22 protein-coding genes and 1 riboswitch are annotated in these 22,311 nt (G+C 29.2%); of the genes, 5 read left to right on the top strand and 17 right to left on the bottom strand.

Going from position 1 to position 22,311, the window contains the following annotated elements; all coding sequences use genetic code 11:
* The first annotated feature begins 103 nt into the window (after positions 1-103).
* Positions 104-697 (top strand): RNA-binding protein, encoded by a 594-nt coding sequence (locus I4V16_RS13030; protein WP_195542497.1) that lies wholly within the window; start codon positions 104-106, stop codon positions 695-697.
* Positions 698-751: 54 nt separating this feature from the next.
* On the opposite strand, the gene I4V16_RS13025 is transcribed toward I4V16_RS13030, so the two are convergent.
* The 14 genes from I4V16_RS13025 to I4V16_RS12960 all read right to left on the bottom strand — a co-directional run bounded on the left by I4V16_RS13025 (position 752) and on the right by I4V16_RS12960 (position 16,301).
* A complete protein-coding gene (locus I4V16_RS13025; RefSeq protein ID WP_049177391.1) occupies positions 752-2,941 on the bottom strand; it encodes a transglutaminase-like domain-containing protein in 2,190 nt (729 codons plus the stop codon).
* 1 nt (position 2,942) lies between these two features.
* Positions 2,943-3,983 carry a DUF58 domain-containing protein gene (locus I4V16_RS13020; protein WP_161799070.1) on the bottom strand — a complete coding sequence of 347 codons (1,041 nt, stop codon included), beginning with the start codon at positions 3,981-3,983 and terminating at the stop codon, positions 2,943-2,945.
* A gap of 85 nt (positions 3,984-4,068) precedes the next feature.
* Positions 4,069-5,010: a MoxR family ATPase gene (locus I4V16_RS13015; RefSeq protein ID WP_099330091.1), complete on the bottom strand. Its 942-nt coding sequence runs from the start codon at positions 5,008-5,010 to the stop codon at positions 4,069-4,071.
* Between the two features lie 98 nt (positions 5,011-5,108).
* Positions 5,109-5,414: a hypothetical protein gene (locus I4V16_RS13010; RefSeq protein ID WP_049177387.1), complete on the bottom strand. Its 306-nt coding sequence runs from the start codon at positions 5,412-5,414 to the stop codon at positions 5,109-5,111.
* A 134-nt stretch (positions 5,415-5,548) separates the two neighbouring features.
* Positions 5,549-7,006 (bottom strand): sucrose-6-phosphate hydrolase, encoded by a 1,458-nt coding sequence (locus I4V16_RS13005; protein WP_195542486.1) that lies wholly within the window; start codon positions 7,004-7,006, stop codon positions 5,549-5,551.
* Between the two features lie 199 nt (positions 7,007-7,205).
* Positions 7,206-7,604, bottom strand: coding sequence for a VOC family protein (locus I4V16_RS13000; protein WP_049177384.1), 399 nt, complete (start codon positions 7,602-7,604; stop codon positions 7,206-7,208).
* Positions 7,605-7,663: 59 nt separating this feature from the next.
* On the bottom strand, positions 7,664-8,119 hold the full coding sequence (locus tag I4V16_RS12995) for a methylated-DNA--[protein]-cysteine S-methyltransferase (RefSeq protein WP_049177383.1): 456 nt from the start codon (positions 8,117-8,119) through the stop codon (positions 7,664-7,666).
* A 126-nt stretch (positions 8,120-8,245) separates the two neighbouring features.
* Positions 8,246-9,112: a 4-hydroxy-tetrahydrodipicolinate synthase gene (dapA, locus tag I4V16_RS12990; RefSeq protein WP_099330089.1), complete on the bottom strand. Its 867-nt coding sequence runs from the start codon at positions 9,110-9,112 to the stop codon at positions 8,246-8,248.
* Positions 9,113-9,228: 116 nt separating this feature from the next.
* A riboswitch (Lysine riboswitch) is annotated at positions 9,229-9,392 on the bottom strand.
* 49 nt (positions 9,393-9,441) lie between these two features.
* Positions 9,442-11,103, bottom strand: coding sequence for an alpha,alpha-phosphotrehalase (gene treC, locus I4V16_RS12985; protein ID WP_099330093.1), 1,662 nt, complete (start codon positions 11,101-11,103; stop codon positions 9,442-9,444).
* Between the two features lie 10 nt (positions 11,104-11,113).
* On the bottom strand, positions 11,114-13,006 hold the full coding sequence (locus tag I4V16_RS12980) for a BglG family transcription antiterminator (protein ID WP_099330088.1): 1,893 nt from the start codon (positions 13,004-13,006) through the stop codon (positions 11,114-11,116).
* A 96-nt stretch (positions 13,007-13,102) separates the two neighbouring features.
* Complete coding sequence (locus I4V16_RS12975; protein ID WP_195966886.1) at positions 13,103-14,203, bottom strand: PTS fructose transporter subunit IIC; 1,101 nt, start codon at positions 14,201-14,203, stop codon at positions 13,103-13,105.
* Positions 14,204-14,250: 47 nt separating this feature from the next.
* A complete protein-coding gene (locus I4V16_RS12970) occupies positions 14,251-14,559 on the bottom strand; it encodes a fructose PTS transporter subunit IIB (RefSeq protein ID WP_049177376.1) in 309 nt (102 codons plus the stop codon).
* A 2-nt stretch (positions 14,560-14,561) separates the two neighbouring features.
* On the bottom strand, positions 14,562-15,023 hold the full coding sequence (locus I4V16_RS12965; RefSeq protein WP_111937430.1) for a PTS sugar transporter subunit IIA: 462 nt from the start codon (positions 15,021-15,023) through the stop codon (positions 14,562-14,564).
* Positions 15,024-15,467: 444 nt separating this feature from the next.
* Entirely contained in the window at positions 15,468-16,301 is an 834-nt protein-coding gene (locus I4V16_RS12960; RefSeq protein WP_049179460.1) for a S1-like domain-containing RNA-binding protein, read from the bottom strand.
* Positions 16,302-16,428: 127 nt separating this feature from the next.
* On the opposite strand from I4V16_RS12960, the gene I4V16_RS12955 reads away from it, so the two are divergent.
* The gene (locus I4V16_RS12955) at positions 16,429-17,421 is read left to right on the top strand and encodes a CehA/McbA family metallohydrolase (protein WP_049179371.1); all 993 of its coding nucleotides are present in this window, start codon (positions 16,429-16,431) and stop codon (positions 17,419-17,421) included.
* An 83-nt stretch (positions 17,422-17,504) separates the two neighbouring features.
* Here I4V16_RS12955 and I4V16_RS12950 read toward each other — a convergent pair whose 3' ends face one another.
* Complete coding sequence (locus I4V16_RS12950) at positions 17,505-17,837, bottom strand: hypothetical protein (RefSeq protein WP_049179372.1); 333 nt, start codon at positions 17,835-17,837, stop codon at positions 17,505-17,507.
* A gap of 248 nt (positions 17,838-18,085) precedes the next feature.
* Between I4V16_RS12950 and I4V16_RS12945 the strand changes: the two genes are divergently transcribed.
* From I4V16_RS12945 to I4V16_RS12935, 3 genes are all read left to right on the top strand, one after another.
* The gene (locus I4V16_RS12945; protein WP_049179373.1) at positions 18,086-18,553 is read left to right on the top strand and encodes an Lrp/AsnC ligand binding domain-containing protein; all 468 of its coding nucleotides are present in this window, start codon (positions 18,086-18,088) and stop codon (positions 18,551-18,553) included.
* Positions 18,554-18,664: 111 nt separating this feature from the next.
* Positions 18,665-18,871, top strand: coding sequence for a DUF378 domain-containing protein (locus I4V16_RS12940; protein ID WP_049179374.1), 207 nt, complete (start codon positions 18,665-18,667; stop codon positions 18,869-18,871).
* A 124-nt stretch (positions 18,872-18,995) separates the two neighbouring features.
* Positions 18,996-19,586 (top strand): putative ABC transporter permease, encoded by a 591-nt coding sequence (locus tag I4V16_RS12935; RefSeq protein ID WP_099330087.1) that lies wholly within the window; start codon positions 18,996-18,998, stop codon positions 19,584-19,586.
* Positions 19,587-19,634: 48 nt separating this feature from the next.
* Here the strand turns inward: I4V16_RS12935 and I4V16_RS12930 are convergent, their stop codons facing one another.
* Entirely contained in the window at positions 19,635-21,386 is a 1,752-nt protein-coding gene (locus I4V16_RS12930) for a phosphoenolpyruvate carboxykinase (RefSeq protein WP_049179375.1), read from the bottom strand.
* Between the two features lie 151 nt (positions 21,387-21,537).
* Positions 21,538-22,248 carry a lysophospholipid acyltransferase family protein gene (locus I4V16_RS12925; protein ID WP_195966885.1) on the bottom strand — a complete coding sequence of 237 codons (711 nt, stop codon included), beginning with the start codon at positions 22,246-22,248 and terminating at the stop codon, positions 21,538-21,540.
* Positions 22,249-22,311 lie beyond the last annotated feature (63 nt).

Here is a 22,311-nt window from a genome sequence, read left to right as displayed (position 1 = left end):
TTAATAATATATATTTAAAGTGATAAAATCATTCTTTGTGTATCAAAACCCCTAGTATTTAAATAGTATATAGAAACAGTAATAACTGTATTGAGGTGAAAATATGAATCCTTTATTAAACATGTTATTTGGCAACATGATGGGTGGAATGGGCCCTGGTGGTGGAATGATGGGAGGAAATCCACTAATGAGTATGCTTATGGGCAATAGAGGTGGAGGTAATCCTATGATGGGGGGTAATACCCCTATGATGGGTGGCGGAAACCCACTTCTAAGTATGTTAATGGGCGGTATGAATGGTGGAAGAAATAATAATAACAATAATATGAATCCTCTCATGAGTATGATGCAAAACATGAACAGAGGTAATGGAAATCCCATGAATAATATGAATAATCCTATGGGAAACAATGGTGGAAATATGAATAATAATAACCCACTAATGGATATGCTCAACAACATGATGTCTCAACAAGGACAATCCCCTAATATGAACGGTATGAATGGTATGAACAACATGAACAACAACATGAACGGTATGAATAGTGGGATGAATAATGGTATGAACAATGGTATGAGTAATCCTTTAATGGATATGTTCATGGGAAATCAAGGTGGAATGAACGGCATGAATAATCCTATGAATAATGGTGATTCTGATATTAACAGACATAGTCGTCATAGACATAGGCGTTAATTTTCATGATAATGAGGAAAGAAAACAGGAGGTGGAAATCACCTCCTGTTTTCCTTATCTTTTTATATAATCATGAATTTCCTTATTAACCCTATATGCTTCTTCTAAATCTTTCTTAAACACCTCTTTAAATGCATACTTATATTCATAATAACTCTTCATCAAGTTTAAAAAGCCAACATCTATATGTGATTCTACCCTTTGAGCAAATATAAGTTCAGTTTCCCCTGCATAGGGTTCTATATCTACTTTTCCAAGCAACTCAATACTATCCTTTATTAAGGCTTCAAAGCTTTCTTCCTTATTGTACTTCTTAATTCTATATAAAAATCTATTTCGTTTAGTTAAATATAAAATTAAGTATACAAGTCCAACAATAAGTATTATAAATAAAACACCTAACACAAATAATGTAAAGCTAACCTTTAATCCTGAAAGACTACCACCACTACCTGCATTATTTTCTTTAATACCATCTACTTCTCCATCCTCTGAAGATGGTGTTGGATCAAATATTTTCCAACCATACCCTGGTATAAAAACTTGTACAAATGCATGTCCATCCGACTCTCTTACTACATAATTTCCATTTTCACCTTTTTCTGTAACAAGATATCCCTCTGCATACCTTGCAGGAATTCCACTTGCTCTACAAAGTAAAGTCATGGCTGTTGCATATTGAACGCAATATCCTTCTTTCCCTTCAAATATAAAGTAATCAATATAACTTCCCTTTTCTCTATTTACAGGTAACTCTAAACTATATACATACTCCCCTGATAAAAAGAAATCCCTAATACTAGCTGCCTTATCATAATTAGATTCCTTATCCTTAGTTAATTCATTAGCTAGATTTTTCATTCTATCAGTAACATCATCCTCTATATCAAGATATACCTCATCTATCAAATCACTATACTCACATTTATTACTTACTCCACCCTCAAGCATTAATCCATTGTATCTATCTAAATTCATATATTTCATTAATGCCTCTTCAGCTGTGTTTTCTGATGGTTCATCATTTATATATTCAATATTATAAACTTCACCATTTCTAAAACTTTCATCACTTAAAAATAACTGTTCAAATTGGTTTAAATACAAGTATCTTACTTCACCATCTAAACTTGAGATTTCAGCTGACAAAGTATTAGAAGGATGGGATAAATAATAGCTATCACTATCATTTTTTTGAATTGATAACTTTTTATATAATTTATCATCTCTTTTTTTGATTAAATTACCATAATCCTTGTTACCTTTATCTATTTTTCCTAAAAAATAAATGCCAGAATCAATTTCATATTTTTTATAAGGGGACATAATTAGCTCACCAGTTTTAAAGTCCTCTGTTTTATATTGCCACATTCCATTTTCAAATTTATCAAATGAATGGTCTATTAAATACCGTACATCTTCTCCTTGCACTGTATAAACAATATTATTTGAATTTATCCTTGTAGATTGATTTATTTCTCTAATAGAATTCTCCTTTACATTGAATCCAGAAAGGTTTGATGTACCCATGTATGAATTTGTAATTCTTCTTACATTATCAAGAAACTCATTTCGAGGTAATCTATCTGGCATCGGCAAAAAGTATGCTATAAAAAAAATTAATCCGCAAAAGGCTACCGTAACCTTAAAATAATCTTTTTTCTTTATATTTATTATCTTATCTATTGATAGCCCATCTTTTTTTGTTCCTTCAATAAATAGAGAAATTATTAAAATTATAAATAGAAATACTACAATATTAGTGAATAAAGTTCTTTGAAGATATGCACCTTTTATATAAGAAACTAATACTATAAGGGACATAAGAAATACCATAGGCTTTCTAGAAATATTTACTGTAAAATAGTATCCTAAAGATGAAAAGGTAAAAGATATCAAAACAATTGCACCAAATATATATCCTAAATAATCTCCTACTACTCCACCACCACCAAATGCCCATTGATAAAAGGTTTCTTCTACCATTAAATCACTAACACTAACTAAAAAATAAGTAATTCCTATAGATAATATACCAACTACTAAGTATAAGAATATCCCCCTTCTTTTCCAATCAACTACCAACTTATATAAACTGAAATATCCTAGAACTAAGACTCCAATTATAATTGAATAAAATATATTAAACCTTCTATAGATTGAATAAAATAAAATCTCACTTCCAATAAGTATGAAGAAAAAGGATAGCATATTATCTAATAAATGATTTTTAAATTCCCTCATATCATATCCTTTCCAAGCTATAATCCATTTTTAAGTATAGCTCTTCCTCGAAGGCTTTTCTTTTATCATTACTAACAACTATAACCCTATCATTTCTAACTTCCAAAGATCTTACAAGCTCTCCAAGTTCATTATCTTTATTATCTGTAAAAATTATATAATCAGATTTTTTATCTTCATTTAAAGCTAATTTTCTAAATCTATCATTTTTAGAATATATAAACTCATAGGAACTAAAATAGTTTTGTAACCAAACTATGTTTTCCATATCACTTGATGAAAGTATTCTCCATCCAGTCATTTCCCTTATAACAATATCCATTTCTAAGTCACTGTTCATAAATAAGTTTATAATACTTATAAAACTTTCTATAATTAAATCTCCAATTAATTCCACATTCTTAGACTTTAAGATAAGAGGATCTAAAATCACTACTTTTTTATTAACATCATTACTTATGCTTTTTCTAATCATTAATATATTCTTTTTTGATGATAACTTCCAATTAACTCGATTTAAAGGATCTCCCTCTGAATACTCTTTGAATTCATATCCTGGTTCACCAACTATTAAATTTGTTTCTCCATCATCCTCTTGTGATTCTTCAAATTTATTATCAACTAAATAATCACTACCATCTAACTCTATTAATGATGGTAAAATGGCTATTTTATTTATACATTCTTCACTCTCAAGATTCTTTTTAAATAACCCTAGCAAGCTTCTTATACATATTGATGAAAGTTCAATTTCACCAATGCCTCTATGAATAGCCTTAAAACTTATTTCTAATTCTTCTTTTTCTCTTCCTCCTATTGATAGTCTTGTTATATTATTTTTATCTGAAATAACATTGTTATTATAGTTAATTTCATAATCTACAAAAGGTATTGGTACCCACCCATGATTCTCTATCTCTACATTGCATAAAAAACAATTATTCTTTTCAACACTATCAACTTCACACGTAACCTTAGCATCTAAAACCCTTCTAAAGTAAATAAATAATAATCCATCAAGAATAGGTGCAATTATAATCATGTATAGTAATACATAATTCTCTTTTAATTCAAAGATATAGGTAAAAATATAGGATAAAATTAAAATTATTATATATGAAATCCAATTACCCATTTAACACCTTGCTAGTATTTTTTATAGCATTATTTACACACTCTAAAACTATATCTGAAGAATTTTGCCCCTTTACTCTTGCACCAGAAGATAAAATTATTCTATGAGATAAAACATCAACGCTAACTTCCTTTACATCCTCTGGAATTACATAATCCCTTCCTTGTAAATAAGCTACTGCCTTTGATGCTTTTAGTAATTGTAAGCTTCCTCTTGGACTAGCCCCTAAAGTTATTTTAGGGTTATTTCTTGTTGAAGTAACTATATTAATAATTAAATCCTTTATATTATCACTTACTCTAACTTCTTCAATTTCCTTCTGCATACTAATTATATCTTCGGTTGTAACTACGGCTCCAAGATTATTTAATGGATTTTCACCTGCAAATCTATCAAGTATTTCCTTCTCTCCTGATTTAGTTGGATATCCTATAGAAAGCTTAAATAGAAATCTATCCATTTGGGCTTCAGGTAATTTATTAGTCCCTTTACTCTCAATAGGATTTTGTGTAGCTAAAACCATAAATGGTTCTGGTACCTTTCTTGTAACCCCATCTATTGTAACTTGCCTTTCTTCCATTACTTCTAAAAGACTAGATTGCGTCTTTGCTGATGCTCTATTAATTTCATCACCCAGTAAAAAGTTACAACTTGCTGCTCCTGATTTATAAATAAACTTTCCTATAGAAGGATTATACATTGTAAACCCGGTAATATCTGATGCCATTACATCTGGAGTAAATTGAACCCTATTAAAAGTTCCTGATACAGACTTTGCCAAAGCACCAACGCATTGTGTCTTCCCCACTCCAGGAACATCTTCTATAAGAACATGTCCATTGGTAAGTAAAGCAATTACTATTCTCTCTATTACTTTCCTCTTTCCAACCATAATTTTTTCCATATTATTTATTATTTCGTCCACTTTATTCATAAATATTCCCCTTTCCCTTTTATTCCTTTCACTAATATAATACCATATTTTTCAACAAACAAATAAAGATGAACTACCCATAAATGAGTAGTTCATCTTTATTTTATCTTTTTCTTTATACCTTCATATAAATAATCTAAATAATCTGTATCAACATTATTATCCTTTAGAATTTTCATTCTATCTTCAACTTTTTTTATAGATTCCTTTGCTTCTCTAAAATCTTTCTGTTTTATACATGTACTTGTATATTCTAAAAGATAATCTATCTTTGTGATTATCTCTGCTAAATCTTGTCTTCCTTCATTAACCAAATCAACAAGTAATGGATAAATTTTATGAGAAGTATTCTTCTTTACTTGAAAAAGGAAATCATTAGTATTACTTGTAGTTTTCTTTGCCATTTTATCTCCCCTCCAAATCTTCTAAAATCCTGTTGCAAAACCAAAATGAATTATATCATCCTTGCTAATTTTATTCAAATCTATATTCTCCGTCGCTGCCTCTATTAAATATTAATATCACCATACATAATACTTTACTCATCAAACTTAAATGCCTCTAAACTCCAGATATCTAATTTATCAATTTTAACTTTTCCCTCATAAGATATAAATTCTAGTCCAGTACTACCTTCCTTAGGATAAATTCTACTTGAAACAACAGTTTCTCCATCATTTAAGAATATCTCCACAGCAGATTTATCCATAAACATATGAATCTTAATTTTATCATTAAAATTATTTAGTTTAAACTTTCTAACACTTTTTAATCCTTTTGCCATTGCACTGTTATCAAATATTCCATAATTATTAGTAAAATCTATTTTTAATGATGTATATTCTCTTTCTCCAAGGGCTAGCCTTATTTCCAAAATCGATGCTTCGCATTTTTCCACATCTAAAACAAGCTCATAAGAATTTTCTCTAACATTATCACTTTTCCAAGATACTATTTCTACCTTTTCTAAGCTTTCTATCTTACCTTTTCTTAGTTCCTTCATTTCTATTAAAGGTTTTTGAATTAGCTTACCATCTATAAGCTTTAACTCTCTTGGCATGGTTAAGCAATGTACCCATCCTTTATTTCCTGTTGGATGATATTGCTCCTCCTCAGGTAACCCCATCCATCCAAGCATTATTTCTCTACCTTTTTCATCTTTAAAACTTTGTGGAGCATAAAAATCAGTGCCAAAGTCTAACTCCTTAAACTCTCCATGATTAAACTCTAATGTATCAAAATTTAATTCACCAACTATATATCCTGCTTGATATATATTTTGATATCTAAATTCTTCTCTTTCTAAACCTTGAGGTGAAAATATTAAGACATCCTTTCCTTCTATATTAAGTAAGGCTGGACATTCCCATATGTATCCAAAGTCATCATATGAAGTCTTTATTTCACCTTCATAATTCCACTTTTCAAAATTCTCTGAACTGTATAAAAGTGCCCTACCTTTTAAATCTTTTGTCTGAGCACCAATAACAAAATAATATTTACCATTTCTCTCAAATATCTTAGGGTCTCTAAAATGGGCTGTATATCCCTTAGGTATTTTACCTACAACTATCCCTTTTTTCTCTACGTTACCATACTCATCACATATTGCTCTACATTGATAAGATTCTCTTTTTCCGTACTTATTTTTAACATTCCCTGTATATAAAAGCTCTAGTCTATCTTCCATAGCATATCCACTCCCTGAATACACTCCATTTTTATCATACCTATTATTAGGAGCTAATACCGCTTTAGGGTATGAATAATTAATAAAATCCTCTGTAGTAAATAGTCCCCAATGTTTAAATTTATGTTCACATCCAAAGGGATTCCATTGAAAGAATATATAATATTTCCCCTTATATTGGGCTAATCCATTAGGATCATTTATAAGACCAAATGGTGCTTCTAAGTGATAATTTAATCTCCAATTATTTCTTCTTCTTTTATAGAATTTTGCTGCATTTAAAGTTATATCTTCTAGTCCTTTCATTCTAAACCTCACTTAATGTTTTAGCAGTTCTTTTAATAACCTACTTTCATAATCATCCCCTTAACCAAACACCTATTATACCACCTTTATATATTAATATAAATAAATTTATATATTACTTAAATGCTGAAGTTATCTATAACTTGTCTACCTACATACAAAAAAGAGAAACCAAATAGATTTCTCTTTTTACACTTTGCTAATGAAGCATAACTCCTTTATTATCTTCCCTAACTATATAACTATTTCCATCAGGATCCTTAAAGGTGAACATTCTTCCAGTTGGTAATTCTAAAAATTCACCTACCTTAATTCCTCTTTCTTTAAACTTTTTATATGTTTCTTCTATTTTTACTGCCTTAAATAATAAAGAAGGATGACTAACATCTATAATCTTATTCTTTATAGACATTTTATTAATATCATAGAGTACTATATTCGTAGACTCATCATTTGCAGGACCTACCTCAACCCATTTCATATTAGGCCCCAATGGATGCTCCTCCTTTACTATAAAACCTATCTTCTTTGTCCAAAATTCTTTTGATACCTCTTGATCTTTTACATATAAGGTTATCTCTTCAATTCTCTCAATCATGCAAATTCTCCTTACAAACATACTTTCTATATTATAAGTATAACCCCATTAAAAAAATACTATTTATGTTTACTTTCTAATTCTAATAAATATTGCTTTTTATCTAATCCACCAGCATATCCAACTAACTTACTATTTGACCCTACAACCCTATGACAAGGAATTATAATTCCTATTGGGTTTTTATTATTAGCACCACCAACTGCTCTTGATGCCTTTTCATTCCCTATTTCTTTAGCTATATGCTTATATGAAACTTTTTCTCCATAACTAATCTCTTTTAGCTTATCCCAAACTTTTCTTTGAAATTCAGTTCCTACAGTATACTTTATCTTTATATCAAAGTTCTTTCTTTTCCCTTGAAAATACTCTTCAAGCTGTATCTTACATCTTGAAATTTCCTCACTTTCATCCTCACTTTTCATAGTTTCTACAAAACCTGTAGATATAATATATCCATCTTCCTCTTTTATTTCAATTATTCCAATTGGAGATTTATAATACCCATATTTCATAATATAAATACCTCTCTCATTAGTTTTTATTTACTAATAGTATACCAACTTTAATAATTCTCATAAACTCCATCCACCAATTAAACAAAAGGTATTTCATCCTTTAGGACGAAATACCTTTCTTTCTTATAACACAATATTACTATCTAATTCATTTCTTAATTCTTGTGATATTGGTACTAATGGTAGTCTAACTTCATCAGAATTAATTAATCCTATTTTCTTTAACATATATTTTATAGGTGTTGGATTAGGCTCTTTAAATAGTAAAGGAATCATAGGAGAAATCTCCTTCCATATTTCTAAAGCCGCTTTCGAATCATTATTTTGTATATAATCATACACTTTTATAAAATCTCTAGTTTTTAAATGTGCTGATGCTGTTACTCCACCATCCCCACCTAGCAATAATGAACTATAAAACAAATTATCTTCTCCTGATAATACACTAAACTCATCTGGCTTATTTAACAAAAGCTCTATAGTTTTATTAAAATCTCCAGATGCATCTTTTACCCCAACTATATTTTTCTCTTCTGATAATTTTAGGATCGTTTCATTTTCCATGTTTCTTCCAGTCCTATATGGAATATTATATAATACAATATCTAAATCAGTACTTTCAGATATTTTCTTGAAGTGCTCATATATTCCCCTTTGATCTGGTCTATTATAATATGGACTTACAGATAGTATTCCTTGTACCTTATGCCTTTCAGCAACTTTCAATTTATCAATTACACTTCTTGTACAATTTCCACCTAGTCCAATTATTACAGGTACTCTTCCATTTACCACTTCCATTGTTTTAGATACTATCTCTTCATATTCCTTTTCTGAAAGAGTTGGTGTTTCACCAGTTGTACCTAATGGCATTAAGCCATGTACCCCTTCATTTATATAATGATTTACCAACTTTTCATAAGATACCATATCTAATTCATCATTTTCAAATGGTGTCACAACTGGCACCCAAAGTCCTTTTACTTTCATATTTCTTACCCCCTATTTATTAAGGTAAGGGCAAATCTATTTAAAAAATAATACCCATCATTAAAACAATGATGGGTAGAGTATTTATACTAATAGATTATACATATAGATATTTAAATCTGTGTAGCCCTCCACTTACGTGACAGTTATACAAATATTATTTGCATACCCAGAAAATAGTTTTGCCTCTATCTCCTTCGGCTAGCATTCCTTTCATCTATTATCATAGTGTGCCCACTCCTATAGATTACTCTTAATAACCAGCGCCTCTACCTCTATTACTTATTCAATTTCTTAAATAATAACTCTAATAGTATATTTTGTCAATACTACTTTAATTTTATAGCAAAAGCTTCATATGGTCTTAGCTTAATATTACTTAAATCATTATGATTAAAGTCATAATTTGAAATTAAAATATCGAAATTACCATTATGTTTAATTTCATCTGCTAAGTTTATAATACATTCTTCTCCATAGAAATTATTAACGGAAATTATTCTTTCATTATTTAAGCTTCTTTCATATGCATAAACCTTATCATTTTCCTTTAATAATAATTTATAATCACCATCTCTAATAACAGCTTCACTTTTTCTTATTTCTATAAGTTTTTTATAATAATAATATATAGATTTATTATCACTTAATGCCTTTTTAACATTGATATCCTTATAGTTAGGTGATAGGCTTATCCATGGTTTTCCTTCTGTAAATCCTGAATTTTCACTTTCATCCCACTGCATAGGAGTTCTAGAGTTATCTCTAGATCTTTTTCTTAATATATCTAAAATCCCCTCTTCATCTACTCCTTCTTCCTTTTTCATATTAAAGAAGTTTATTGATTCTACGTCAACATACTGAGATATTGAAGTAAACTCTGGATTTGTCATTCCTATTTCTTCACCTTGATATATGTATGGAACACCACTCATTAAATGAATAGCATTAGCTAACATTGTTGAAGATTCTCTATGATAATTCTTAACATCACAGAATCTAGAATTTATTCTTTGCTGATCATGATTACACCAAAATACAGCAGTGCATCCATTTCCATTTATCATTTCAGTTTGCCATTTATTGAATAATTCCTTTAACTCCATAAAGTCAAAATCTTTTATATCCCACTTGTTTCCATTAATATAGTCTACCTTTAAATGATGAAAATTAAAAACCATAGACAGTTCTTTCTCATCTGGATTTGAATATTTTAAACAATTTTCAATAGTTGTGGATGACATTTCACCAACAGTAATTATATTTTCATCTCTTCCAAATGTATTTTCATTTAATTCTTTCAAATATTTATGTATATTAGGACCATCTGTATAGAATCTTCTTCCATCCCCTATGTTATCATCCTCAAATGTTGATTCCTTAGATATAAGATTTATAACATCTAATCTGAAACCTCTTACCCCTTTATCTATCCAAAAATTTACCACCTTATAAATTTCTTCTCTTAACTCTGGATTATCCCAATTTAAATCTGCCTGAGTTACATCAAATAGATGTAGGTAGTATTCTCCAAGCTCCTCTACATATTCCCATGCATTACCACCAAACTTAGATTCCCAGTTTGTAGGTGGTTCACCATTAGCCTTTCCTTTTTTAAATATATAATAATCCTTGTACTTCTTTTCTCCCTTTAATGCTCTCTTAAACCATTCATGCTCAGTAGAGGTATGATTAAATACCATATCAAGCATTAAATCTATTCCTCTTTTCTTGCACTCTCTTGATAGTTCCTCAAAGTCATCCATAGTTCCATACATAGGATCTATATTATAATAATCAGAAATATCATATCCATTATCTTTCTGAGGAGAGCAATAAAATGGTGTAAGCCAAATATAATCAGCTCCTAACTCCTTTATATAATCAAGCTTTTCTATTACACCTCTTAAATCTCCTACTCCATTACCATTAGTATCTTTAAATGATTTAGGATATATTTGATATACAATTTTATCTTTAAAATTCATAATTACACCTTTTCTATTTAAATAATTTTTTCTTAAAGTAAGAAAGTTCATCTATATTAACTAATTCTTTGATCTTATCAACCTTTTTCGTAAGTTTATATAACATTGAAAATACCTTTCTGTTTTGCTTTACCTGAGGGTCTAAAACTCCCAAAAATACTATTTGAACCTGAGACTTGTCCCACATAATTGGTCTTTTTAATATTCCAATAGCTAAAACTGAATTTTTATTTTCTTTAGCTATACAATGAGGTATTGCAACAAGATTAGTTATTTCAGTAGAAGACATTTCTTCTCTCTTTAATATCTGTTCCTTGGTTTCTTCCGTAATAATATCTCTTTCAATCATGGCTTTAGTCATAATCTCTATTACTTCTTCCTTAGAACTTGCCTCTATATTTGTAAAAAACAAATCATCTGACATTAGATTTTGAAGATAGTCATAATCTCTTTGCTTTTTTACATGTTCATTTATCTTTTCTTCATCCTCATCTGTAAGTAATGGAGATACATTTATAACTTCCTTCTCTAAATTTACTCCTTCTAAGTTTACAGTGGATATTATTAAATCTATATCTGATAATTCAAGTGAATCTAGTATATAAGCAGGATATACTCCCTTAATAGCTATATTTTGAAACTTCTTTGTAATTCTTGTTTTTAAAAGTTCTGCCGTTCCTACACCACTACTACAAACAATAATCGCCTTCAGACTATTATTCATAATATATCTCTCAAGAGATGCTGCAAAATGAAGAGCTATATATCCGATATCCTCTTCTGTCATACTAATTCCATACTCTTCCTTAAACACTTTACTAAATAATATTGAATAATTATATGCTTCTATATACTTTGACTTAATAAGATTAATAAGTGGATTATCTAAAGTTACATTTAAACAATATCTAGAATATGAAGTATATAAATGATTTATTAATCCCTTTAATAAGGTTCCATCTCTAAAGAAATCTATATCATATTCATTTTTTATTTTATCTATTGCATGAATAACCATTTGCTCAACAGATATACCACTATCATCAAGTTCCTTTATTTCAATATGATTATTTCCTATAATGTATGAAATATATAGTATATCCTCAAAAGTAAATTCAACTTTAAATCTTTCCTTTATTTTCTTAGCTATTGTCTTTGAAGCTGATATAACGCTATTATCTAATGAAATATTTATATTATCATCAAGTACTATCTCACAATTATACTTGACCCTAAAAATACTTATAACTATATACCTAGTTATATAGTTAATTTCAATATCGTTCTTTCTTATTTTAAGATCCTTAAAAATATTCTTAATCTCTTCTAATAAATTATAATAATCTTCTTCCTTAAAACCTACTAATCTATTTGATATAAGTATAGAGTTATCTTCCTTCCTCTGAGTTAAGAACCTAACCATACAATTTCTAATATCTATCTCATTTCCCTCAAGTATATATCCATAGTGAGGTTTATTTTGTATAGTTATCTTATATTCTGAAAGGATATTTTTCACATCCATCATTACCTTATTTATAGAAGACCTACTTATATATAATTCATCAGCAATTTTATCCTGATTAATATATAGGTTTGAAAGTAATAATTCTAATATTCCATTAACCTTATCAGATTTTTTTCCGCTTACCTCTGCTGATGATGAAATATTTTCATCTATAAATTGGGAAAATAGCTCATCCTCATTAATTATTAGCCTATACCCTTGATTAGTAGCTTCAACTTCAGCTCCATTATCCTTAAGGATTTCACTTATCTCTTTTAAATCTCTCTTTACAGTTCTACTGCTAACTCCTAACATGTCTGCAAGTTCAATACTATTTATATAAGATTTCTTACTGTTATTTAATTCTTTTATTATCTTACTCATCCTATCGCTAATCATCGTTGTACTCTCCTTTACATGTTAAAAATTAGCCAGTTATTATAATAACATAATAGAGATAGTTTTACCTATCTCTATTATTCTATAGTTTATATATTATTTAACTTGAGCCTTTTCTTCTTTTTTCACTATAGATAATCTTCTAAATACTGAAGCTACTGCTACGAATATAACACCTGCTAAAAGACCTAAGAAGAATCCTGCTGGTCTCTCAATTAGAGGCCATCCCCAAATAGATGCTGGAACACCTATATGAGCAAATGAACCCATAGCAAATGAAATACTTGCACCTATTGAAGCTCCTATAACGTTTATTGGTATTTGTCCTAGTGGATCTGATATCATAAATGGAATTGCTCCTTCTGATATACCAACAACACCTAAAATCATACTTGGAAGACCTGAACCGCCTAATCCATCATCAAATACTTTTCTACCAACTAATAATTTATCAATAATTGTAGCTAATCCTATTCCTATTGGTGGAATTAAAATACCTAGTAATACTGGAGTGTATGTAAAGCCTGTATCTGAAGTTAATTGCATACCAATTGTCATAGCAGTTTTATTAACTGGACCACCAAGGTCAAATGCCATTGCACCACCTAATAGAGCTGAAAGAGCTGCTCCACCCGCTTGTCCTACTGCATTAATAATAGCTGTAATACCATTAATAAATCCAACACCTATTGGTCCTACGATAAATTTACTTGCTAAACTAGCAATAATAACACCTAATACTGGTATAATGAACATTGTTTTAATACCAATATATTTTCTCTTAATCTTAATATTTTCATTAGCAAACTTAACGAAATATCCTGCAACTAAACCTATAAGAATTGAACCTACAAATCCTGATCCCATTTCAGAAGCTAGAACACCACCTAAGAAACCAGGGGCAAGAGCTAACTTATCACCAATTGCATAAGCTAAGAAAGCTGCAAATATTGGATACATAAGGTTCATTAAACCTTTACCTGCCACTTGTGTTATCCATGCAAATGTTGAAACTAATGCATCAGAACTATTTAAAGCCTCAGGACTCCATATTTCTACATTTAGTATTTGACCTGCAATTCCTCCAATACCCATTAACATACCAGCACCAACAACTACTGGAATCATGTAAGAAATTCCTGTCATTAAGTGGCTTTGCATTACTCCCCACTTTTCTTTTAAAGTACTTTTACTCATGATTACACCTCAAATTAATATTTTTATTTTCTTTAGTTGTATATAATTTAAATATTTTCTTCAATAATTTCCTTTGACTTAGTAATAGCATCCTTTAAAGTTACTCTTACAGTTTTGTCTTCAAATCCATTAAGTCTATCTTCTTCTTGAAGTTTAACAGCTGTTGCTATTATTACTAAATCAGCTTCTTCTAAATCCTTTGCTGATAATTTTTCTTCAATTCCTGTTGATCCTTGAGTTTCAACCTTACTCTTATATCCTAACTTTTTAGCTGCTGCTTCAATTGCATCTGCTGCCATATAAGTATGTGCAATCCCTACTGGACAAGCACAAATTCCCACTATTTTCTTTGACATAATTAATTTCCTCCTTCTAACCTTTCAATTAAATATTTATATATTTCCTCTTCACTTTTGGAAGATTCAAGTTTCATAGTAAATTCATCATCCATTAAAAATCTAGCTATCTTGGATAATATCTTAAGATGAGTTGTACCTGCTTCCGTATCTGGTACTGCTAAAGCTAAAACAAAATTGACTGGTTTATCATCCATTGACTCCCACTCCACTTCATTATCTAACTTTAAAACTATTACTGATGCTTTATTTACAGTACTACTTTTACAATGAGGAATGGCAAATCCCTTTCCAAAACCTGTTGTACACTCCTCTTCTCTTACAAGAAGTCCATTAAAATATTCTTCTTTTGACTTTACTATTTCATCTTTAAAAGCAATTTCCGAAACGAGCTTTAAAACTTCTTCTTTTGTTTCAACTTTTACTCCAACTCTAATTCTATTAATATCTAAAACATCTACCATATTTTCACTCCCTCGTTACTTTCTATGGTCTAATTGTATACATTTTCACCTAACCTTTCATTACTTCTTTTTTCATTCTGCTATGACAAATTTTACTTTTATATTTGTCCCCTTCACGGTGACAAATTTACATTTTTAAATTATTCATGTCACCGTGACATAATTAAAACAAAAAAGGTATAGCGGATATTTATTTTGCTTCTTCCGTCGCAGGGGCCATAGATATTTATCTTTCTCGTTCCGTCGCAAGCTCCAAGTCACATCAAAACAAATATCCACCCCACGGGTACTAAAGGTAAGGAAAATATAAAATTACTATTCTTTATTTTATATTTTTTAATATGAAAATGTAATAATACCTTTGATTTATAGCTAATTGAAATTTTATATTTTCCTAGACAGCAAAAAAGAGAAATCTAATTAAGATTTCTCTAATAACTAAATCTATTTAATTAATTTTGTTCCTTCACTATTTTGCTCTATTCTTCCTTCTTTCATTAATCCACCAAGTGCCATCTTAAAATAGTTCTTAGATGTATGGAAGGTTTCTTTTATTAATTCAGGAGCGCTCTTATCATTAAAAGGCATATATCCATCATTTTCAAGTAAATAGCTTACTATAGATTCCTTTAACATTTCTCTTTCATCAAGTCTCTTCTTTCTATTAGTTATACCAATTATACCATCTTCATATATTCTTTTAATTCTACCTTTAAACTTATCCCCTGGATATATATCTGTAAAATGTTCATTTCCTAAGATTATAGCTTCATATTTACCATCAATAGCCACTCTTATTGTCTTTTCTCCGCCTTTTCCATAGGCTATAACTTCTACTTCATCACCAACTTTAAATCCTTCACCTTTTTCTATGTAAGGATCAACATATGTAGTTGCTGCTAATCTATTAGTTTTATCTAGATATGCATATAACAAGTACTTCTTACCTGTTACCAACTTAAACTTTTGTTCTTTAATTGGTATAAATATATCTCTATCTAATCCCATATTTGCAAAAGCTCCAAAGGAACTTTGACCAACTACTTCTAAATAAGCAACTTCTCCAACCTTTATCAATGGCTTTTTCATAGTTGCAATTGGCCTATCCTTAGAATCTCTATATACAAATACTTCTACTTCTTCTCCTACTTCTATTTCTTCATTTAATATTAAATTATTTGGTAATAGAATATCATTCCCGTTACCATCAGTTAAATAAAAACCAAATTCAACTTTTCTATCTACTTTTAAACTATTATCTTCTCCAATATAAATCATAGATAAATCTCCTACCTTTTCCTTTTGTATTCTACTTATTTTATCATTACTATTGATTATTGTCATCATTTCATACCTTTAAGCACTATATATATTATAGTAAACATTTTTTTAAGAGGGAACGGGTTTGGGAAAAAGTAAAAAAAAGAATAAAATATTAAAATGCTTTTATGGAATTCCACATTGTCATACGGCTTTTTCTACTGGTCGTGGCACCCCTAATGATGCCTATGAATACGGTAAAAACACCGGAATAGATTTCATGATAATAACTGATCATAACTCCTACTTAGGCAAAGATTTATATTGGAATAATAAAGAAATATCAAAATGGAATGTAACAAATGCAATGGCAGAAAGATTTGCAAAAAAAAATGATTTGTTCCTACCAATGGTTGGTTTTGAAACAAAAACTTCTCTATATGGTGATTTTAATATAATTAATTCTAACACATACTTTAAGGGGATAATTAAGGACATAAACTTACTAATTCTATGGATGTTAAATAACCCTGAAGCTATTGTCACTATTAATCATCCACATAGAAACATTACCTCCTTAGCTTATAATGAAGTTTTAAATAAAATGATAACATCTATGGAAGTTGGAAATGGATCTTATCCTAATAAATATATTCGTCACGATAAATATTACTATTCTCTTCTTGATAAAGGTTGGAAGCTTGGTGCTATAAATAGTCAGGATAATCATAGACTCAATTTTGGTGATAGTGATAATCTTACAGGAATATTAGCTTATGAACTAAAAAAAGATGAACTTATAGAAGCCTTTAGGGAAAGAAGAACTTTTTCTACAGAATCAAGAACTCTTGAAATGTATTTCACTATAAACGATTCTATGATGGGAACTGAAATTATCCTTAAGGATGATACCCTACGATTTATGATATTTGCTGAAGATAATAATAACAAAATAAAATCTATTGAAATAGTAACAAATAAAAGCACTATAGTTAAAAAGATCGAAGATATTAATCTTAACTCTATAAAGTATTTGTATGACCATAAATATATTGAAGGTGAGAGTTGGTATTTAATTAGAATTTGGCAACAAGATAATAGACTTGCCATAAGCTCCCCAATCTTTATTGAAAAATAAACAAATTGAGTGGATATTTATTTTGCTTGATTTTATAATTTCATAAAAAACAAAAAAATCCCTAATTTTAGGGATTTTATATTTTAATCATTTTTTTGATTTTTTAGTCTATTTGGTTTAGCCTTTGGTTTTATTACTATTTTCTTTTCGTTAGACTTCTTTGGCCCCCCAGTTTGCTGAATATCCATAAACCAGAAAAAAGAAATAACTGTTACAGCCATAACTACCATTTGTATTACCATTCCTTCTGGTCTAACAAATAGCTGTATAGCAAAACCTATAATTGCTACAGCAAGTGGTATAAATTTATTTATTCTAATCTTTGTAAATACCCATTTCTTACATAGCATTATAATTCCTAATAGTACAGCAAACATGATAACTAAGTATAATGCTGATATTAAAAAGTTTACCATCCGTCACATCCTCCTTAACTTTAACTATACTAATAATATTAGATTAAAATGAACAGTTTTTCAAGTAGAATTATTATATATAATAATTCTTATATATCCTTACTAAAATATTTATTTTTTGATAATATCTTGATAAAATTTAAATTTTAATTGGCATTTTTTGCATTTCTATAATTTTTCCTTTAAAATTCATGTATTTTTTGATAAAATAGAAATTAGTAATATATGAATTAAAATGAGGTGGCAATATGGCTTTAAATCCCAATCTCCAATTAGATGAATTAGATCTTCAAATATTAGAATTACTTATAAAAGATTGCAGAACACCATATCTAGAAATAGCAAGAATATGTCATGTTAGTGGAGGAACTATACATGTCAGAATGAAAAAGATGGAAGACATGGGAATTATCAAAGGTTCAAGAATTCTACTAGACCTTGCAAAACTAGGATATGATGTATGTTGCTTTGTTGGTATATATGTAGATAAGACTTCTTCTTTCCCTTACGTTTTTGAAGAAATGAAGAAGATAAACGAAGTTGTAGAATTGCATTTAACAACAGGTGATTATTCAATGTTTGCAAAAGTTATTTCAAAAAATATAGCAGATTTACAAAATACTTTGCTAGAAAAAATAAATAATATTGATGGTATTCAAAGAACTGATACATTTATATCTCTTTCTCAACCAATTGATAGAAATATAACACTTTAACATAGAAGAACTCGCTAAATAGCGAGTTTTTTTCGTTAAATTCACTCTTAGAATAAAACCTTTTTTTATGGTTACAATATATATTGTAAACTATAAAAGGAGTGTGTTTTTATGAAAATATTAGATACAATAGCTCTAACATTAGTAATAATAGGAGCTGTAAACTGGGGACTTATTGGTTTTTTTGAATTTGATTTAGTAGCAGCTCTATTTGGAGAAATGACCGCATTTAGTAGAATAATATACGGCCTAGTTGGTATCGCAGGATTATATGCAATATCTTTCTTTGCAAAGAACCAATATAAGAGTGTAGAATAATTGTCTTAATAGTTCAGCTTAAAGTTTGCTGAACTATTTTTATGTTTAAGATAATTTTAAGCTTATCTTAAATATTTTATTAATATTGTTATTATATAATTTATTTAAAAGAAAGGAGGGTAATATGAATATTCAAAACTTGCTATCATATAATTTTTATAATTTATTTTTTTATTTTATTATTTACTCTTTCTTAGGTTGGTGTGTGGAAGTTTTATACGCATATAAAAACCAAAAAAAGTTCGTTAATAGAGGCTTTTTGCATGGTCCTATTTGTCCTATTTACGGACTATGTATTTCTTCCATGGTAATTGTATTAGATAACATAAATGTTACTCTACCATTGTTATTAATAGTAGCTACCATTGTTATCTCCACTATAGAATACCTAACTGGATACATATTAGAAAAGTTATTTAAGACAAAATACTGGGATTATACTGATGATCCATTTAATATACATGGTAGAATATGCTTACACTTTTCTATTATGTGGGGTATAACCTCTGTAGGTGTAGTAAAGATAATTCATCCACTAATAAAATATATAGTGACATCTATTACTCCACTTCTTAGCACTACATTATTTTGCTTACTATTTATTTTATTTACATTTGATTTTGCACATACAATTTCAAAACTTGTAGACCCAAAAAAATTTGATTTAAACATACAACTTGGAACACTATCATTATTTAATAGGTTAAAAAAATAATTTACTTAAAAGAGCCCATGCTAATTACTTAGCACCGGCTCTTTTATACTATCTTTCAAACTTTTTTATTTCTTCAAACAATTCTATAGCAGCGTTTCTTGGTCCGTTCTTTTCTAGTCCTCTTACTCCAAGACATGTTTTTATTTGTCCTACTTTTACACCAATGTTGAACATAGCTTCAAAGTATTCCTTAATTAAGGCATCTGTCTCTTCAACCTTTTGTGCTGGACCAAATGGGTTTGCAAAGAATGATTCTACTAAACCTGTTTCTGTTGTAGTTCCCTTTGCCATTCTTGCTCCTGCTCTAAATACTTTAATTGCATCCTCTGGAGTCTTAAAGTACTCTAATGAATGTTCTCCCTCTTCAACCTTTGTATAATTATTTGCATAGAAGAAGAAGTCTACATTGTATCCTCTAACAACTTCCTTATATGGAGTTATTGGCATTACTAATCTAGCATTAGTCTTATCTGGATTCATGAATATACTTCTATCCATTTCTTTAAATGCATATCCTTGATCTAAATCATCAAGTCTTACAAAGGCACCTATTTCTGTACCATAACCAACAATCTTATTATCTTCAAGCTTAAATGTACCCATATCATCAAATAATATAGTCATATTAGAAATATAATCTTCACTTAATGATCTAAATGCTTCTATACTTTCTGACTTACCAGCACCACTGTCTCCCATTATAACAACATTTGCTGTGTTACCATCCTTAAGTTGAATATTAACCATTGCCCCATGGATTGGTAAATATCCTTTTCTTATCATTCTTAAGTTGTGTAATGTTAAACACATCTTTTTCATATATCCAAAGTAATCTATCTTATCTGAATGATTAACATATCCAAGCATTATATCATTCTTCTTATCTTCATAGAATACTGTCTTTAACTCTTCATTATCATCAGTTGCCCCGAATACATAAACTATATCAGGCTTTCTACCTCTGCATTCTTCTTTTCTAGCCATTTCAAATAAGTTACATAGAGTTATTCCATGCTCCATGTAATCTCTATGGAAATATACATATGCTAGAGACTCTCCAATTTTTGCTGGATAACAGAACCAATGGTCACTATTAATATTTGCATCTTGTAGTGGATTTTCAAACACTTCAGTAAACATTCCATCTCTTGTAGATCTCTTTGGATAAGTAATAAATGGTGTTTCTAAAAGTATTGAATCAATAAAAGGAACATATTCTATAGCTTCATACCCTCTAGGTATTGGCCACATCATCATACCAATCTTAATACAAGAGTTACCACCAGCTGGAATTTGTCTAAATACTTGTGGTTCTCCTCCTATAACATTCTTCTCTACTTTTCTATATAACTTTAGCACTAGCTTAGAAAACTCTGCATTTGCTTCTGTAAAACTAACTGCTGCTAGTCCATGTTCTATTGAACCTGTATGAATTAATGTATATCTTTCTAATCTTCTCCAGAAAAGATATAGGTCTTCTACTAAAGCTACAAATTCATCCTTATCTGCTAAAAGCTCTACGTACCTAGGATTACTTTCACTTATTTCTCTTGCACTCATTACAGTTAAACACTTAAAAACTTTAATTATATCTTTTCTTAACTCCGCTATGTCATCCGTTCCTAATGTCCTCTTTACGTATCTAAATGCAAGAGTATTTTTTTTCTCTGATTTCTTTAGATATACATCAATTACTCTTCTAAACCCTTCACTTTCAAGTAACATCTCAAAGGTTTTACAGTACTTTGCTGTAAAGTTTATTATTACTTTATCATTGCTCATTGAAAATTCTTTTCTCATTCCTATGCCCCCTAATGAATTTTTTGTATTTGTAAAATTGCATTTTTCGCTTTATAAACCAATATTAATATGATTATAACACAAGAAATGCAATTTTGAAACATTCAAATTTGCATTTCTTGTGAATGTAATTGTTTAACACGAACTTTTTTTATATTTTTTCATACAAATTACGTACACTTTCTTCTACTCTTAACATTAGTTCTTTTTCTACTTCCCTAGAAATATTTTCAGTTTCTATAGCTTCCCCAAAAATAACTTTAACTTTTCCAGGTACAAATTCTTTACTATCTTCAAAGCAAGCAGATGTTCCTTTTATTGCAACTGGAACTATTGGTGCCTTAGATTTAGTTGCTATTTTAACACTTCCCTTTTTAAATTCATGTATTTTACCATCTTTGCTTCTTGTCCCCTCTGGAAAAATAGTAAAATTATATCCATCTTTTATATTATTCACAGCTTGATTAATTGCTTTCATTCCTTCTCTTACATTATCTCTATCAATTGTTACACTCTTTACATGAGTAATCCAATATCCAATAAGAGGTGCCTTAGCTAATTCTTTCTTAGCCACAAAATCTAAAGTTCTTTGAGTTGAATATCTCATAACTGGTATGTCTAATATACTTTGATGATTCCCCATAAATACACATGTTTTGTCTGGAATATTTTCAAATCCTTCTACTTCAATTTCCATTCCTATTATATTTATAGTAAAATAAGTCCATTTTCTAAAAACTTCTTGAGCATACTTCCAAGCTTCCTCTTCCCCCTTGAACTTTTCTATATAAGCCCTCTTAATTCCTTTTAGTCTCATAATAAGCATATAAACAACATAACGTACATACTTTATATATTTCATTTTTCCACCTTCTCTCCTAGATTAAAATAATTATATCCTTAAAATTTTTATTATGCAATGTAA

Source organism: Clostridium sp. 1001283B150210_160208_E6, assembly GCF_015669365.1.
GTDB classification, from domain to species: domain Bacteria; phylum Bacillota; class Clostridia; order Clostridiales; family Clostridiaceae; genus Clostridium; species Clostridium paraputrificum.
The sequence above is the reverse complement of the archived record's forward strand: the minus strand, read 5'-3'. Positions and strand labels throughout refer to the sequence as shown.

What these genes read in the sequence shown, in the direction of transcription:
- I4V16_RS13010 (WP_049177387.1), bottom strand. Translation starts at nt 5,414, where the DNA reads ATGGCAAAGAAAACTACAAGTAATACTAATGATTTCCTTTTTCAAGTA.
- I4V16_RS12970 (WP_049177376.1), bottom strand. Translation starts at nt 14,559, where the DNA reads ATGTCAAAGAAAATAGTGGGAATTTGTGCTTGTCCAGTAGGGATTGCA.
- I4V16_RS13025 (WP_049177391.1), bottom strand. Translation starts at nt 2,941, where the DNA reads ATGAGGGAATTTAAAAATCATTTATTAGATAATATGCTATCCTTTTTC.
- dapA (WP_099330089.1), bottom strand. Translation starts at nt 9,112, where the DNA reads ATGAAAGTAAAAGGACTTTGGGTGCCAGTTGTGACACCATTTGAAAAT.
- I4V16_RS12965 (WP_111937430.1), bottom strand. Translation starts at nt 15,023, where the DNA reads ATGGTAGATGTTTTAGATATTAATAGAATTAGAGTTGGAGTAAAAGTT.
- I4V16_RS12930 (WP_049179375.1), bottom strand. Translation starts at nt 21,386, where the DNA reads ATGAGAAAAGAATTTTCAATGAGCAATGATAAAGTAATAATAAACTTT.
- I4V16_RS12940 (WP_049179374.1), top strand. Translation starts at nt 18,665, where the DNA reads ATGAAAATATTAGATACAATAGCTCTAACATTAGTAATAATAGGAGCT.
- I4V16_RS12945 (WP_049179373.1), top strand. Translation starts at nt 18,086, where the DNA reads ATGGCTTTAAATCCCAATCTCCAATTAGATGAATTAGATCTTCAAATA.
- I4V16_RS13015 (WP_099330091.1), bottom strand. Translation starts at nt 5,010, where the DNA reads ATGAATAAAGTGGACGAAATAATAAATAATATGGAAAAAATTATGGTT.
- I4V16_RS13005 (WP_195542486.1), bottom strand. Translation starts at nt 7,006, where the DNA reads ATGAAAGGACTAGAAGATATAACTTTAAATGCAGCAAAATTCTATAAA.
- I4V16_RS12995 (WP_049177383.1), bottom strand. Translation starts at nt 8,119, where the DNA reads ATGAAATATGGGTATTATAAATCTCCAATTGGAATAATTGAAATAAAA.
- I4V16_RS13030 (WP_195542497.1), top strand. Translation starts at nt 104, where the DNA reads ATGAATCCTTTATTAAACATGTTATTTGGCAACATGATGGGTGGAATG.
- I4V16_RS12960 (WP_049179460.1), bottom strand. Translation starts at nt 16,301, where the DNA reads ATGATTTATATTGGAGAAGATAATAGTTTAAAAGTAGATAGAAAAGTT.
- I4V16_RS12975 (WP_195966886.1), bottom strand. Translation starts at nt 14,203, where the DNA reads ATGAGTAAAAGTACTTTAAAAGAAAAGTGGGGAGTAATGCAAAGCCAC.
- I4V16_RS12925 (WP_195966885.1), bottom strand. Translation starts at nt 22,248, where the DNA reads ATGAAATATATAAAGTATGTACGTTATGTTGTTTATATGCTTATTATG.
- I4V16_RS13000 (WP_049177384.1), bottom strand. Translation starts at nt 7,604, where the DNA reads ATGATTGAGAGAATTGAAGAGATAACCTTATATGTAAAAGATCAAGAG.
- I4V16_RS12950 (WP_049179372.1), bottom strand. Translation starts at nt 17,837, where the DNA reads ATGGTAAACTTTTTAATATCAGCATTATACTTAGTTATCATGTTTGCT.
- I4V16_RS13020 (WP_161799070.1), bottom strand. Translation starts at nt 3,983, where the DNA reads ATGATTATAATTGCACCTATTCTTGATGGATTATTATTTATTTACTTT.
- I4V16_RS12980 (WP_099330088.1), bottom strand. Translation starts at nt 13,006, where the DNA reads ATGATTAGCGATAGGATGAGTAAGATAATAAAAGAATTAAATAACAGT.
- I4V16_RS12935 (WP_099330087.1), top strand. Translation starts at nt 18,996, where the DNA reads ATGAATATTCAAAACTTGCTATCATATAATTTTTATAATTTATTTTTT.